The 13800-nt window shown below is 53.7% G+C and carries 18 protein-coding genes; 9 read left to right on the plus strand and 9 right to left on the minus strand.

What is annotated here, in order from left to right:
- The 5 genes from B3P58_RS00860 to B3P58_RS00880 form a co-directional block, all read right to left on the minus strand.
- Window positions 1-581: efflux RND transporter permease subunit (locus B3P58_RS00860; RefSeq protein ID WP_286715320.1), on the minus strand; the 581-nt coding region annotated here is incomplete at its 3' end.
- Between the two features lie 2 nt (window positions 582-583).
- The gene (locus B3P58_RS00865) at window positions 584-1660 is read right to left on the minus strand and encodes an efflux RND transporter periplasmic adaptor subunit (protein ID WP_286715322.1); all 1077 of its coding nucleotides are present in this window, start codon (window positions 1658-1660) and stop codon (window positions 584-586) included.
- Window positions 1661-1873: 213 nt separating this feature from the next.
- Window positions 1874-2578, minus strand: coding sequence for a TIGR01621 family pseudouridine synthase (locus B3P58_RS00870; RefSeq protein ID WP_286715324.1), 705 nt, complete (start codon window positions 2576-2578; stop codon window positions 1874-1876).
- Complete coding sequence (locus B3P58_RS00875; protein ID WP_260999162.1) at window positions 2578-2730, minus strand: cell developmental protein SirA; 153 nt, start codon at window positions 2728-2730, stop codon at window positions 2578-2580. Before B3P58_RS00875 ends, B3P58_RS00870 begins: the two co-directional genes overlap by 1 nt.
- An 11-nt stretch (window positions 2731-2741) precedes the next feature.
- Entirely contained in the window at window positions 2742-3302 is a 561-nt protein-coding gene (locus B3P58_RS00880) for a hypothetical protein (protein WP_286715329.1), read from the minus strand.
- Window positions 3303-3476: 174 nt separating this feature from the next.
- On the opposite strand from B3P58_RS00880, the gene B3P58_RS00885 reads away from it, so the two are divergent.
- On the plus strand, window positions 3477-3878 hold the full coding sequence (locus B3P58_RS00885; RefSeq protein WP_225691880.1) for a hypothetical protein: 402 nt from the start codon (window positions 3477-3479) through the stop codon (window positions 3876-3878).
- A gap of 39 nt (window positions 3879-3917) precedes the next feature.
- Window positions 3918-4187 carry a YkgJ family cysteine cluster protein gene (locus B3P58_RS00890; protein ID WP_225691881.1) on the plus strand — a complete coding sequence of 90 codons (270 nt, stop codon included), beginning with the start codon at window positions 3918-3920 and terminating at the stop codon, window positions 4185-4187.
- Window positions 4188-4279: 92 nt separating this feature from the next.
- Here B3P58_RS00890 and B3P58_RS00895 read toward each other — a convergent pair whose 3' ends face one another.
- A complete protein-coding gene (locus B3P58_RS00895; RefSeq protein ID WP_145469018.1) occupies window positions 4280-5890 on the minus strand; it encodes a methyl-accepting chemotaxis protein in 1611 nt (536 codons plus the stop codon).
- 94 nt (window positions 5891-5984) lie between these two features.
- Here B3P58_RS00895 and B3P58_RS00900 point away from each other — a divergent pair, with 94 nt between their 5' ends.
- A complete protein-coding gene (locus tag B3P58_RS00900) occupies window positions 5985-6296 on the plus strand; it encodes a YqfO family protein (RefSeq protein WP_286715335.1) in 312 nt (103 codons plus the stop codon).
- A 23-nt stretch (window positions 6297-6319) separates the two neighbouring features.
- Here the strand turns inward: B3P58_RS00900 and B3P58_RS00905 are convergent, their stop codons facing one another.
- Together B3P58_RS00905 and B3P58_RS00910 are read right to left on the minus strand one after the other, a co-directional pair.
- Window positions 6320-6871 carry an NUDIX hydrolase gene (locus tag B3P58_RS00905; RefSeq protein WP_286715337.1) on the minus strand — a complete coding sequence of 184 codons (552 nt, stop codon included), beginning with the start codon at window positions 6869-6871 and terminating at the stop codon, window positions 6320-6322.
- Window positions 6872-6946: 75 nt separating this feature from the next.
- Window positions 6947-7297 (minus strand): DUF3135 domain-containing protein, encoded by a 351-nt coding sequence (locus B3P58_RS00910; protein ID WP_230331925.1) that lies wholly within the window; start codon window positions 7295-7297, stop codon window positions 6947-6949.
- 334 nt (window positions 7298-7631) lie between these two features.
- Between B3P58_RS00910 and B3P58_RS00915 the strand changes: the two genes are divergently transcribed.
- From B3P58_RS00915 to purT, 4 genes are read left to right on the plus strand one after another with little or no spacing between them, the layout of a single operon-like run.
- Entirely contained in the window at window positions 7632-8204 is a 573-nt protein-coding gene (locus tag B3P58_RS00915) for a CoA pyrophosphatase (protein ID WP_145469014.1), read from the plus strand.
- A 10-nt stretch (window positions 8205-8214) separates the two neighbouring features.
- Complete coding sequence (locus B3P58_RS00920) at window positions 8215-8739, plus strand: gamma carbonic anhydrase family protein (protein ID WP_225691884.1); 525 nt, start codon at window positions 8215-8217, stop codon at window positions 8737-8739.
- A complete protein-coding gene (locus tag B3P58_RS00925; RefSeq protein ID WP_145469012.1) occupies window positions 8736-8933 on the plus strand; it encodes a DUF1289 domain-containing protein in 198 nt (65 codons plus the stop codon). The genes B3P58_RS00920 and B3P58_RS00925 overlap by 4 nt, the downstream gene beginning before the upstream one ends.
- Window positions 8934-8967: 34 nt before the next feature.
- Window positions 8968-10164 (plus strand): formate-dependent phosphoribosylglycinamide formyltransferase, encoded by a 1197-nt coding sequence (purT, locus tag B3P58_RS00930; protein ID WP_260999172.1) that lies wholly within the window; start codon window positions 8968-8970, stop codon window positions 10162-10164.
- Here the strand turns inward: purT and B3P58_RS00935 are convergent.
- The gene (locus tag B3P58_RS00935; RefSeq protein WP_286715344.1) at window positions 10127-11743 is read right to left on the minus strand and encodes a sensor domain-containing diguanylate cyclase; all 1617 of its coding nucleotides are present in this window, start codon (window positions 11741-11743) and stop codon (window positions 10127-10129) included. The genes purT and B3P58_RS00935 overlap by 38 nt on opposite strands.
- Before the next feature lie 260 nt (window positions 11744-12003).
- Here B3P58_RS00935 and B3P58_RS00940 point away from each other — a divergent pair, with 260 nt between their 5' ends.
- Window positions 12004-12450 carry a MerR family transcriptional regulator gene (locus tag B3P58_RS00940; protein WP_230331927.1) on the plus strand — a complete coding sequence of 149 codons (447 nt, stop codon included), beginning with the start codon at window positions 12004-12006 and terminating at the stop codon, window positions 12448-12450.
- Window positions 12451-12769: 319 nt separating this feature from the next.
- On the plus strand, window positions 12770-13800 hold a 1031-nt coding region (locus tag B3P58_RS00945; protein WP_286715347.1), incomplete at its 3' end, for a permease.

Raw genomic sequence — 13800 nt, forward strand, 5'->3', positions numbered from 1 at the left:
ACTTTCACCACATTGTTGTGGCCACCAATGGAGTAAATATCGCGGGTACCGGGAATACGTTTGAGCTCGGTTTCCAGTGCATGGGCAACCTGGGTCAGCTGCGACGCCGTGACTTCGGCGGATTCCGACCACAGGGTAATGCCCATAATAGGTACATCGTCGATGCCCATGGGTTTGATCACAGGTTGCATCACGCCCAGATTCTGCGGGAACCAGTCATTGTTGCTGTAGACCTGGTTGTACAGGTTGAGGATGGCTTCTTCGCGCGGAATACCGACTTCAAAGGCCACGGTCAGAATGGCCTGACCCGGCTGGCTGATGGAGAAAATATCGTCCACGCCTTTGATTTCAGACAGCACCTGTTCGGCCGGAATGGCGACCAGCTGCTCCACCTCACGTGCGCTGGCACCGGGGAAGCCGATAAACACGTTGGCGAAAGTAACGTCAATCTGGGGTTCTTCTTCTTTCGGCGTCACCATGATGGCGAAGAAGCCCAGCAGCAGACCGAGCAGGGCCAGCAGCGGGGTGATGGCCGAGTTCTGGAAAGCCTGTGCGGTTTTTCCGGAAATTCCGAGCGCCATGATTATTCTCCCTGTGAACCGATTGCGGCCAGCTGGGCCAGTGCATCGCTGACGATTTCATCACCGGCGCTGAGGCCGGACAGAATTTCTACCATGCCGTTATGACGGTTGCCGGCGCGAACCTGACGCAGCTCCGGCTGACCGTTATCCAGCACATAGACGGAGGTCAGCTCTGAGCGCTGCAGCAGGGCGCTGGCCGGAATCAGCAGGGCGTTACGCTCGCCGGTCTGTACGCGAATGATGCTCCACTGGCCGGGATAGAGTGCGCGACCGCTGGCATCGAGACTGTTGGCTGGCAGATTGGCGCGCAGACGCACGCTGTGATGGGTGGCATCGGCGTAAGGGAACAGCACAACGCTGTCCGGGTTGATGCTGTGTTCGCCCACGCGCACCTGAATCTGGCTGGCTTCCTGGTACTGGCTGGCGATACGTTGCGGAGCGTCGGCAACGGCACGGAGTTGTTCGAGTGATACGCCGGTCATCAGCGGTTGCCCCGGGCTGACCAGCTCGCCGACTTCCACATAACGGGTTTTAACCAGGCCGGCGTAAGGCGCTTTTACCTGGGTATAGGCCAGCTGCTCTTCGGCTTGTTTCAGCGCTGCAGCGGCCGCTTTGACCGCAGCGGCGGCGCTTTTGGCGCGGGCATTGCTGCTGTCGAATTCACCCTGTGACAGCGTGCCCTGTTTGAACAGACGGCTGTTGCGGGTCAGCAGTACCTGAGCGTCTTCGTTCTGGGCTTTGGCCTGGGCCAGATTAGCGCGTGCCTGTTCCAGCTGAGCCTGTTGCTGGGTATCAACGATTTCCAGCAGCAGAGCGCCTTGCTCCACACGGTCGTTGACATCGTAGTGTACGGCTTTGATGGCACCGCTGGTCTGCGCTGAGATCGTGCTTTCGTGCACGGCTTCCAGTGTGGCTTCCAGATCAAAGTACACCGGCACGGTGGTGGCCTGCAGAATCTGGCTGTTGGTGGCGCTGGTCTGATCGGCGGCTTGTGTGGTTGCCGCGAATACAGGCAGGGCCAGCAGAGCCAGGCTCAGGCTGCGCAGCAGACGACGGGACGAAGGCTGTGTGGTCGGCATGAAAAATTCCTCTCTGAATTCAGCGTCAGACCAATCGGTATGGACTGGCGATTGGTTCGGGTTAATATCAATATTACTACATTAGAATATACTAATATAATAATTGCAACCGTCCGGATGACGCTTTAACTGTGCACAGTATAGGGAGTGTTCGCAGGTGCTGCGGATTGTCCGCTGATAATGCAGCGGGGTTATGACAAAGAAGGGAAAAGGCTACAGAAGTTGCCAGGGGGTCAGCCAGTTGTCGGGCAGAGTTGCCCAGTCGCCATGCTGTGGCAAACAGGTCAGCACTAGATCCTGCGGGTCAGCGCCGCTGACTTCATCGCGGAAGCAGAGCATAAAGGCATGCAGATAGGTGCGGTCGGCGGGCTCGCCGCCATAACGCTCGTCGCCGTCAATGGCGGCACCGAGACTCTTCAGGGCAACCCGCAGCTGGTGGGTGCGGCCGGTCAGGGGCTTGAGCAGAAACAGCCGCTTCTGCTGTTGCTCATCATAGTGGCTGATAAACCGGGTAATGGCAGGGTTGTGGCTGCTGCGCTGTAACAGCCAGCTGCCATTACGGCCTTTGCTCATATCACCTTTAACCCAGCCCTGTTTCTTTTTCGGTTTTTGCGCGCTCTGCGCCAGATAGTATTTCTGGATTTTATGCTCAGCGAACAGGGCACTGAGGCGGGCGGCAGCGGTGGCGTTTTTCGCCAGCAGAATAATGCCGGAGGTGACTTTATCGAGACGGTGAACCGGCCATAACGGGCAGGCAAACTGCTGTTCGGCCAGCACCACCAGACCCGCTTCGCCGTCTTCGCTGTGCATGCCAATGCCGGCGGGTTTGTGGATGGCGAGCCAGTCTTCGGTCTGGTCAATAACAGAAAATGGCTGTGAGCCGGGTGGCGTAATGGCGGGAGGAAAGGTATCCGGCACTAGCGGTTTTCCTGCTCCATGATTTCCAGCAGACGACGAACCAGGGCTTCAAACAGTTGTGCCTGTTCGTTGCTGCTGTCGGCGCTGAGGCTGTACATCAGGCGTTCGATTTCGGCGCGTGACATATAGCGTACGGTAACCGGGGTGGTCATTTCTGAATTCCTTAAAAGCGATAACTGAGCAGCAGATTATGGGTCCAGACGTCACCTTTGCTGGCGCCGGCCTGAAGATTTTCGCTGTTGTAGTCCTTGGGGTCACGCAGGGTGGCGGCCAGGTCGAGGATGATGGCATCAAACTGAGCGCCCACACCAAACTGCCATCCCCAGCCGTTAAACACGCGGTAATGATCGCCGGCAGCACGCTGTACCAGTATTTTTTCATAGTGCCAGGCTGGCCCGGTGTAGATGCGGAAGCCGGGTTCGGCCAGCCCCCAGCCCCACATCAGCTGGGTTTCGCCGCCCTGCAATTGGATGTCATCCTCACCATTAAGGCGGTAAAGAATAAAGCGCGAGGCGGCATGGTTGCTTTGTGGAAATTCGGCGAACAGGCTGAATCCCTGTTGCTCGCCGTTGGGCAGATAAGAAGGGGCATTACCTATATCGGCCTGAAAGAGCCCGGCACCCACACGGAAATTGGTTGGTTCGCTGTTATCGGCGGCCAGTATCGGCGCTGAGCAAAAAGCAAGCGCTGAGATCAGCAGAGAAGCGCGCAGAGTGCTTTGCATCGGGTCGTCCTTAGTCATTTTCTGAGCTTATCAAACGTGTTGTTACGCTGCTGATAAGGCGGATATTCAGGCTGGCGCCAAGGCTATCCCAGCCTTTTGGGGATGGCAAGCCGGACGGCCTTCAGGCGCTCTGCAACGGTCTATACTGATACTCTTTATAATTAGAGAGTGTGTATGCTGATGCTGTTTTTACGCCCGTTATTGCCGGTGTTATCTGCGAGTCTGTTTCTGGCGCTGATGGCTATTCCTGCGGCATGGGCTGGTAATGATCAGAACCTGCTGGCTTATCCGGTACAGGATGCCCGCGATAGCTTTCGCACGGGGCAATATGAATTTGTCGGAATTCAGCTGGCAGATGGCGTAGAATTGCCCGGTTTGAAAGATGCGGAAGCCGATAAGGTGCGGCGGGAGTATCGTATCCGGCCATTGAACAAACGTTGGGAAACCTTTGCCAATGTCGAAGATGACCCGGCAAAACTGGCGCGGCTGCGCCAATATGCTCTGCGCTTTAATCTGACTATGTGGCGTTTAATGCAGAAAAAAGAACTGCAGGACGCAACCCGCTACCGTTACTGAGGTGAATGGCCTCATATCATTGTGTTGTATGAGGTGTTTGTGGATTGCCGACTCGGTTGTGGTGCCTGTTGCATTGCCCCCTCTATCTCTTCTCCTATTCCCGGTATGCCCGGCGGTAAAGCCGCCGGTGAGCGCTGCGTACAGCTGGATGAACGCAATCTGTGTCTGCTTTTTGGTGATCCGCGCCGGCCTGCGGTCTGCGGCGATTTTAAAGCCGATGAGGAAGTGTGCGGTACGGACAATCAGACAGCGCTGGATAACCTGACTCTGCTGGAAGATTCAACGGCGATTATTGTCCGTTCGCACTGAGCCTATTGGCACCCATGAAAAGAAACAAAAAAGCAGCCATTGGCTGCTTTTTTGTTTCTGGCGTTGTTGTTCTCTGGAGACGTCTGCCCGGGTCAGAGGCGGAATTTCTTCACCAGAGTGCTGAGGTGGTTGGCCATGTTCACCAGACGCTTGGCAATATCGGTGGTCTGCTCGGCGCTCTGTGAGGTGTTGAGGGAATGGCTGCTGATACTTTCAATACCCTGACTCACATTACGTCCGACTTCGACCTGCATATGCATACGTTTCAGCGTTTCGTCGTTCAGGCTGCTCATACGGTCAACGTGCTCGGTCATGCTGTGCAGGGCTTTGGCCGCCTCGTTTACCCGCTCCATGCCTTCTTCGGCAATGCTCTGCGCATTGTGCATGGAATCGACCGCATGACGTGCTTCTGATTGCAGTTGCTCGATCATGCTTTCAATTTCCTGGGTCGACTCGTGTGTGCGCTGCGACAGGGTGCGTACCTCATCGGCGACCACGGCAAAGCCGCGGCCGGATTCCCCGGCCCGGGCTGCTTCGATGGCTGCATTCAGCGCCAGCAGGTTGGTTTGCTCGGCAATGCCTTTAATAACACCCAATACGCCGCCAACATTATTGCTGCGCTGATCAAGCGATGCGATTACCTCTGCGGTCGATTGAATCGCGGTATTCATGTTGCTGATACTGGCCGATGCCTGATCGGTTTTAATCACGCCGTTACGGGCGACAACCTTGGCCTCGGCAGAAGCCTGGCTGCTTTGTTCCGCGTTGGCCATAACCAGCTGAATACTTTCGTGCAGCTCTTCAATGGCATGCTGAATCTGTGTGGTTTCCGCTTTTTGTGACTGGGCGGCCTGTAGTGACTGGCTGGACGACACGTTGATATTTTTCGCCGCGTCCTCAAGTTCGCCGGAAGAACTGACCACCTGGCGCAGCGAGTCAGAGAAGCGCTCAATCATTTTATTGAGGGCCATTGCTGTGCGGCCGATTTCGTCAGCACTGTCGACTTTTACCAGTTGCGTCAGATCGGATTTGCGTTCCATCTGATCCAGTGTGCGGTGCATACGGCGCACCGGCGAAATAATGACTTTGCGCAGCAGCAGGGAAAGAATAATCAACGCGGCAATAAACATGGCTGCCTGAATCAGTCCCATCTTGAGCATGTTGTTAAAGATATGGCCATCAAGTTCGTCCAGCGAGTAGCTGATGCGGATGGCACCAAGGACATCACCTTCTTTGGCCTGATGGCAGCCGAGGCAGTTGGTGCCGCGGTAATCCTCATGGGCCAGAACCGGGGTGAGAAAGGTCAGGGTGTGGCCGTCTTTGCTGTCGTTTTCAATAAGAATTTCCTCGCCGGCCAGTGCCCGCCGGTCGAGTTCATCAAGGGGATACTCGTGATCAAGCCCCTTACCATACAGAGCATCAATTTTCGGGCTGCGCAGCATCCGCGCTTCGACAATATTGTTGTCGGACAGCAGCTTGGTACGTACCAGTTCGCGGTTTGATATCGCGCCGGATATCATCAGCATATTCATGGTATCGAGATAGCCTGAAGCTTTATCCCGCAGTTGGGCATGAACCATATCTGAGCTCATTTTACGCTCAGCGGATACTGCAACACTGATAACAACAATGAGAACCAGCAAAAAGATACTGCCTAAAGCAAAGTAAACTTTATGCTGAATGGACTGGCTATTACCCTTCATGAAATTTCCTTAGTAGATGGCGGCATGACGGACGTTATATTCAAGCCTAGACCATTACTGGCAACTGACTAAATTATCGAGAGGAAGAAAAATAATGTACAAACTGGTGTTTTATGTGCCTGCGTCGGATCTTGAAAAGGTGAAGGACGCTGTCTTTTCTGCCGGTGCAGGAAAAATAGGTGAATATCAGGAATGCTGCTGGCAGGTTGCAGGCATCGGTCAGTTCCGCCCGTCAGCGGCGGCCAATCCTTTTATCGGGCAGGCCGGTCAGCTGGAGCAGGTCGAGGAATACCGTGTGGAAATGGTCTGCGCGGATGAGTTGATCGGCGCCGCCGTTCAGGCTCTGAAAGTGGCGCACCCATACGAAGAGCCAGCATACGATGTATGGCAGCTGGCGCCGTTATAAATCCGGTTGCTGCAATCCCTTCACTACAACCCCTTCGCCAGAGCCTGGGATATATCGATATCAAATACGTGGGTTGCCTGCTGAGCTGACGGGTTGGCGAAATAGCGTTTTAACGTCTTGCTGACGGTAGGAAAGGCCAGCTCTTTCCAGGGGATGTCGTCTTCATGAAACAGGGCTACCTCCAGGCTTTCATCGCCCGCAGCAAATTCTGCTTTTTCCAGTTCGGCAAGAAAGAATATATGTACCTGATCAATATGCGGCACCGTGATCATGCTGAACAGGGATTGCAGCTGTACGACCGCGCGGGCTTCTTCCCAGGTTTCACGTAAAGCGGCCTGCTCGGTGCTTTCGCCGTTTTCCATAAAGCCCGCTGGCAGGGTCCAGAAACCACGGCGTGGTTCGATGGCGCGGCGGCAGAGCAGTATCTGCCCTTTATGAACCGGCAGCGTACCGGCTACGATGCGTGGATTCTGGTAAAAAACAGAGTGGCAGGCGGGGCAGACAAAGCGTGGGCGGTTATCGCCGTCAGGGATGATAAAGGTAAGTTCACTGGCGCAATGGCTGCAGTATTTCATGGGATGTCCGGCCGCTGAATAAAAACTAGGGCCTGCTTAGTTAATGTTAACAGACCCTGGCTGAGTATAACTGACTCAGGAACTGGCCCGGAACGGAAAAGGGATAACATTGGCAACACCAGCGTTATTGGCTGTGTTGCGGCTGAGAAGTGCATCTGCGTTGCTGTCATCACTGAAATTCAGACTCTCGACCATGCAGTGCAGACGCTCGTGCATCATACGTGACATGCGCAGGCAGGCCGATAATGGATTACTGGCACGCTGGCGTTCCATATCAATCTGAAATTGCAGGCCGCGCAGACGGCGGCGGAAATCTTCACCTGCGCTGTTAATGGTCTGCTCGATCAGTTGCTGACGCAACGCTTCCAGAGCTTCCGGATTGTGATTGGCCAGTTGTTTCAGTTCATCAAAGGGCGGCAGTTGCACAACAGGCACTCCGTACAGGTTTTTGTTTGCATTTCTCTGGTTTTAGTCTACCGAATTACAAGATGTGACAGAATCCTTTTGTCCGTCTGAAAAAACCGGCTAAATGACTGAATTAATTAATAAAAATGGTCATGACAGATAACGTTCTATGGCTTAAATCGTTTAAAAACAGAATGTTAAGTAAACGATCTGAGAGTGGTTGTGATGATCCTCCTGTGAGGATTCATACAATAGTCGGAGCTTTTAATGACTAAAAAATATAAAAAATCCCTTATTTGTTACGTAAGCCAGAGCAGTACTGGCTCGCTTTTCATCCAGACATTACAATGACGTTATGAATTCATCTCCGCTCTTCGACTATCTGCAGCTGCGTCTGCAGCAACATCAGCCACGAAAAGTGCAGCAACCCGATCTGGCTGAAGCTGGTGTTTTGGTTGCCCTCACGGACGAAGAGCAGCCGCAGGTGGTGTTAACCCGCCGGGCCGTGCATTTATCGACCCATCAGGGAGAAGTTGCCTTTCCTGGCGGCAAGCGTGACCCGGAAGATCAGAACATTATTATTACGGCACTGCGTGAAGCTGAAGAGGAAGTGGCACTGGCACGCAACCGTGTCAGGGTTCTGGGGGAGCTGGATCAGGTGGTATCACGCTTCGGCTATCTGGTAACGCCGGTGTTAGGGCTTATTCCACCGGAAGAGCCGCTGATTGCCAATCCGGGTGAACTGGATGCGGTATTTAAAGTTCCGTTAAGTCATTTTCAGTTGCCGCCCAGTCGTTATTTTGAGCGCGGCCAGATCCGCATTCCCAGTTACGATTTCAATGGCTTCCACATCTGGGGGCTGACCGCCATGATGATTGCGGAGATGATGAATCATCTCTGGGATTGCGATATTCCGTACAAGGTATAGGAAGAACTCTATGTTTTATCAGCTGGGCGAGCGTCGCCCGACCCGTGGACAGGATGTCTTTGTTGCCGATGGCGCCAGAGTGATCGGCAGTGTTGTTCTGGGCGACAACAGCAGCATCTGGTTTGGTGTGGTTATCCGCGGTGATAACGATCTGATCACCATTGGTGAGCATTCCAATGTGCAGGATAACGCGGTGCTGCATACCGACTCCGGTATCCCGCTGACGCTGGGTAAGGGCGTGACTGTGGGTCATAACGCCATGCTGCACGGCTGTACGGTTGGCGATTATTCGCTGATCGGTATTAATGCGGTGGTGCTGAACGGCGCGAAAATCGGCAAGCACTGCATTATTGGTGCGAATGCGCTTGTGCCGGAAAACATGGAAATTCCCGATGGTTCACTGGTCGTAGGGTCGCCTGCGGTGATTAAGCGCCAGCTGAATGAGATGCAATGCAAAATGCTGGAAGGCAGTGCCGCGCACTACGTGCACAATGCCAAACGCTACCGCGAACAACTGCAGGAGATTGAACTGTGACGACTCCGGTCCGCTCCCCGTGCGTGAGTATCTGTGCGCTGGATGAAAATGATGTCTGTGTCGGCTGTTACCGCAGCGGCGAAGAAATCAGCCGCTGGGGACGCTACAGCGATGACGAGCGCCGGGCGGTACTGCAAAAAGTGGCAGCGCGCGAGCAGGATGCGATGAATTTTACCCCCGTAAAGGCCGACTGACCGGCCACTTCTTTTCTTTCTGATGGACAACACCATGACAACACTGGGAACCCCTTTTTCTCCGACAGCCACCCGGGTGCTGCTGTGCGGTGCCGGCGAGCTGGGCAAAGAAGTTGTAATTGAACTGCAGCGTCTGGGCTGTGAAGTGATTGCCGCTGACCGCTATGCGAATGCACCGGCGATGCAGGTGGCTGATCGCAGCCATGTGGTGAATATGCTCGATGGCGCGGCGCTGCGCGCGGTCATTGAACAGGAAAAACCGCATCTGGTGGTGCCTGAGATCGAAGCCATTGCTACCGCAACCCTGGCCGAGCTGGAGCAGGAAGGTGTGCGGATTATCCCGACCGCCCGCGCCACCCAGCTGACCATGAACCGCGAAGGCATCCGTCGTCTGGCGGCGGAAACACTTAAAGTCCCGACATCAAGTTATCAGTTCGCCGATAACGAAGAGGATTTCTTTAAAGCGGCAGAAGCCATTGGTCTGCCGTGTCTGGTGAAGCCGATCATGAGTTCCTCCGGCAAAGGACAGAGCTTTGTGCGTGAGCAAAGTGAGCTGGCCCGCGCCTGGGCTTATGCGCAGGAGGGCGGCCGCGCCGGCAAGGGCAAAGTGATTGTTGAAGGTTTTGTCGACTTTGATTTTGAAATCACGCTGCTGACCATTCGCCATAAAGACAGCAACGGCAATACGGTGACCAGTTTCTGTGAGCCTATTGGCCATCGTCAGGAAGACGGTGATTATCAGGAATCCTGGCAGCCGCAGGCGATGACGGACGCCGCACTGGCGAAAGCGCAGCATATTGCCAAAGTGGTGACCGATGATCTGGGCGGACTGGGGCTGTTTGGCGTTGAGCTGTTCGTCAAAGGCGATGAGGTGATTTTCAGTGAGGTATCACCACGCCCGCACGATACCGGGTTGGTTACCCTTATTTCACAGGATTTATCCGAATTTGCCCTGCATGCGCGGGCGATTCTGGGGCTGCCGATTCCGAATATTCAGCAACATGGTCCATCGGCATCCTCAGTGCTGCTGGTGGCGGGTGAATCCACCACGATGCAGTATTCCGGTCTGGATAAGGCGCTGGCTGAAATTCATACTCAGCTGCGTTTATTCGGTAAGCCTGAAGTATCCGGTAAGCGCCGTTTAGGCGTGGCGCTGGCTCGTGATGAAAGTATTCAGGCGGCGAAAGACAAGGCTAATCGGGTGATTGCTGCCATACAGGTGACTCTGTAAAAGGCATTTCCGGGGTAATAATCTGCAGCATATTGCAGTTACGCCCGGAAGCTTTGGCCTCGTAGAGAGCGGCGTCTGCCGCTCTTAACCATTCTTCTTTTGACATATTTTCCAGCCACGGGCCGGATTCCCGGATCCATGCAATACCAAAACTGATGGTCAGTTTTTTGCTGACCGATGAGTGTTCATGGCGGATATTCAATTCGCGGATGCTCTCGTGGATTCTGTGGCGTACCGCATCCAGATTGTTGGCATCATCAATATATAAAATCAGCGCAAACTCTTCGCCGCCAAAACGCGAGGTAATTTCATCGGTACGTTTGGCACAGCCTTTTAACGCCTGGGCAACGCGGTGCAGCGCATCATCACCCACCTGATGACCATAGTGGTCGTTAAAGCGTTTGAAATAATCAATATCCACCAGAATTAAGGCAGCGGACTGTTTATGTCGTTTCAGGCGTTTCCAGGTGGATTCCAATGCGTCATCGAAGGCACGGCGATTGGGAATGTTGGTCAGCCGATCTGTATTGGACAGCTGTTCAAGACGCGCCTGTTGCTGGCGGGCGGTATATACCAGCTGGTTGTAGGTATCGCGCAGCTGGCGCAACTCACGGATGCGGAGTGGTGTGGTGAACAGTACCGGACGCAGCATGCCGTCTTTATTATTTAACTCCAGCAAATCGGTTGCTTTACGGATTGGAGTAATCAGTAAATGAACCAGAAGAATAAAAATAATGCCCGGAATCAGCGCAATCAGCAGAAAGGCTGTGATGACATTGGAACTGAGGAATTGCGGCAGTTCCTGCTGATGATGAATGCGGAAACAGTACACCGGCTGTTGCTCCGGTGACATCAGGCAGCGATCATGAAATGTCTGTGCGTCCTCGGGGCTGGTGAGCAGGTCGACAGCATTCTGCGGTATGTCTGTCCGCATCAGTGGAATGCGGGTAATCCGTTTCCAGACAGATAATATGTCGTCATCAAGCAACTGGAAAAAAATAAGCCAGCCTTGCCTTGGCCCTGAGTTATCGGAGTGCATTACCGGGCTGATGGCTAACAGATACGGTGATTCATCAATGCTCTGAAACAGCGTTGTTGGCTGGTCATTCAGATGTTCAACGCCACCCTGTTGCAACCAGTAAAGCAGACGTGTGCTGTTGCTGGTTACAAGCGATGACTCACTGTTGTATTCAAGATTAAAGACAGGTTCACGCTGATTATTGAGCAGCAGGGCACCGGACAGCTTCAGTGATTCGAAGGTGGTGTCAGTAAAATTAGTGGCGATGTATTCTCTATAAGGTTCCTGAACGTAATGCCAGGTATCGTCCCAGTTGGCATAGTCGGAGACAAAGGTTGCCAGGGTTTCTTTCTTCAGTTCCAGCACACTGTTGAGGCTGAACATTTCGTTCTTCTGCGTTTCCAGTGCCGTGTTCAGTTCGGCCGGATAAAACCACAGCCAGCGCACCAACAGTAACCCGGCGAATAGCAGGGCAATAAAAATGATCGAAAGAAAAAGAAACAGCTGACGGATAGAAAACATAAGGTCTCTGTCTGGTTGTCCGGCCGGGTGCTGTGGCATGGACAGTCTCATTTAGGTCTGTTACGAACCCTCAGTGCGGTTGACCGGCTATGCAGACGGTTTCGTCACTGACTTTAAAAGCATAGCCGAAGCGGCGCGATAAAATGCGTAACCTGCGGTTTTTTCAGGCCGTTTTCTGATCTGTATCCGGCTGTGGGGTGACAATTTGCGGAAAACGGCTGAAAACACCACTTGACCTGTGAGTTACTCAAAGGTTTAAGCTGCGCTAATACTGAAGTATGTTCGGGCAGGAGAAGACTATGCGGGTACTGGAACTCGCCAGACGCGAGCAGGTAAATGCCAATACCATCCGCCATTATGTGCGGATTGGATTGCTGAAACCTGGCAAAGACGACAGTGGTTATCATCACTTCACCGCGGCGGAGCACAAACGTCTGCGGTTTATTCTGCAGGCGCGGGATCTGGGCTTCACTCTGGAAGATATCCAGACCATGCTGCAGGCGGCAGAACAGGGGGAGTCGCCTTGTCCTACGGTACGTCAGCTGATCGAACCCCGGTTGTCAGAGGCCAGGGCCCGTCTGGCGGCAATGCAGGCACTGGTAGAACGGATGGAACGGGCGGTTGAGCAGTGGGCAGAGCAACCTGATTGTGTCCCCTGTGGAGAACATATTTGTCATTTGATAGAAGGTGCCGATGTGCACCTGAGTGAACGTTGTGGAAGTCGGGGAGAGTCTCAGCATGACTGATACGGAACGAAAGAGCTGCTGCGGCAGTGAGAAGGAATCAAAGCAAGCTGAGCAGGGCTCATGCTGCGCTACTGAAACGAAAGAAACTGAAATGAAAGCAACTGAGAGTTCGTGTTGCGGCAGTGCGAAAACATCAGCAGAGCCAGTGTCATGTTGTGCCGCGGAAGTAAAAAACGCGGAAGTAAAAAAAACTGAAGTAAATAGCAGCGAAAGCTCATGTTGCGGCAGTGCGAAAACATCAGCAGCGGCAAAACCGGCCTCGTGTTGTGCGGCTGAAGCGAAAGTCGCTGAGAGTTCGTGTTGCGGCAGCACGTCCGCAGTGGCAGCTTCCTGTGGTACCGAAAGCGGTGAGTCAGGCGGTTGCTGTCCGCCGGCAGAAAAAGGCCGCATCGATTGGATCTTATGGGGCTGCGGCAGTTTTGTGGTGCTGGGCTATATCGGTTTTTTATTGTTGGGTCATCAGCCTGACAGCAGTCTGCCCTGGCTGGGCGTGATGCTGCATACCTCGTATGAAATGGTTAATGCCATGTGGTGGGGGATTCTGACCGCCTCGTTCTTTGTTGGCTTGCTGGGGCGTATTCCGCGTGAGCTGGTGATGTCGGTTTTGGGGAGGGGCGGCAGTAAGCGGGGATTATTCCGCGCGACGCTGGCCGGCTTGCTGCTTGACCTGTGTAACCACGGCATTTTAATGGTGGCGATGAAGCTGTATGAACGTGGCGCCAGTATCGGTCAGGTGATGGCTTTCCTGATTGCCAGTCCATGGAATTCTTTAACGCTGACGTTAATTCTGATTGGACTGATAGGCCTTAAATGGACGTTGTTATTTATTGCCGCCTCTCTGCTGATTGCCTGGATCAGCGGCTGGATTTTTGATCGACTGGTTGAGCGCGGTACGCTGCCGGCCAATCCGAATCAGGGCGAATTTCAGCAGGTTCCCTTTCTGCCAACGTTGAAAAGTACCTGGAAAGACAATGACTGGTCAGTACCGTCGCTGTTAAAGATGTTCTGGCAGGGCTTTAAAGAATCCAAAATGGTGTTGCGCTGGGTATTCTTTGGTGTGGTGTTAATTGCACTGGTGCGTGCCTTTGTGCCGGAAGACAGCTTCGGCATCTGGTTTGGTGCCAGCTTTACCGGACTGTTAATGACGCTGCTGGCCACGACCATTATTGAAGTCTGCTCCGAAGGCTCCAGTCCGATTGCCGCCGATTTATTTAACCGCGCGGCGGCGCCGGGCAATGCCTTTACCTTCCTGATGGCCGGAGCCGCTACCGATTACACTGAAATCATGGCGCTGCAAAACACCACCAGAAGCTGGAAAATTGCGCTGTTTTTACCGCTGATTACCGTGCC

The organism is Thalassolituus sp. UBA2009, assembly GCF_002335285.1.
Classification (GTDB): domain Bacteria; phylum Pseudomonadota; class Gammaproteobacteria; order Pseudomonadales; family Oceanobacteraceae; genus Venatoribacter; species Venatoribacter alkanivorans.

Coding starts and splice junctions, on each gene's coding strand:
- B3P58_RS00940 (WP_230331927.1), top strand. CDS start 12,004: ATGCGGGTACTGGAACTCGCCAGACGCGAGCAGGTAAATGCCAATACC.
- B3P58_RS00895 (WP_145469018.1), bottom strand. CDS start 5,890: ATGAAGGGTAATAGCCAGTCCATTCAGCATAAAGTTTACTTTGCTTTA.
- B3P58_RS00875 (WP_260999162.1), bottom strand. CDS start 2,730: ATGACCACCCCGGTTACCGTACGCTATATGTCACGCGCCGAAATCGAA.
- B3P58_RS00900 (WP_286715335.1), top strand. CDS start 5,985: ATGTACAAACTGGTGTTTTATGTGCCTGCGTCGGATCTTGAAAAGGTG.
- B3P58_RS00920 (WP_225691884.1), top strand. CDS start 8,215: ATGTTTTATCAGCTGGGCGAGCGTCGCCCGACCCGTGGACAGGATGTC.
- B3P58_RS00880 (WP_286715329.1), bottom strand. CDS start 3,302: ATGCAAAGCACTCTGCGCGCTTCTCTGCTGATCTCAGCGCTTGCTTTT.
- B3P58_RS00935 (WP_286715344.1), bottom strand. CDS start 11,743: ATGCCACAGCACCCGGCCGGACAACCAGACAGAGACCTTATGTTTTCT.
- B3P58_RS00865 (WP_286715322.1), bottom strand. CDS start 1,660: ATGCCGACCACACAGCCTTCGTCCCGTCGTCTGCTGCGCAGCCTGAGC.
- B3P58_RS00885 (WP_225691880.1), top strand. CDS start 3,477: ATGCTGATGCTGTTTTTACGCCCGTTATTGCCGGTGTTATCTGCGAGT.
- B3P58_RS00905 (WP_286715337.1), bottom strand. CDS start 6,871: ATGAAATACTGCAGCCATTGCGCCAGTGAACTTACCTTTATCATCCCT.
- purT (WP_260999172.1), top strand. CDS start 8,968: ATGACAACACTGGGAACCCCTTTTTCTCCGACAGCCACCCGGGTGCTG.
- B3P58_RS00915 (WP_145469014.1), top strand. CDS start 7,632: ATGAATTCATCTCCGCTCTTCGACTATCTGCAGCTGCGTCTGCAGCAA.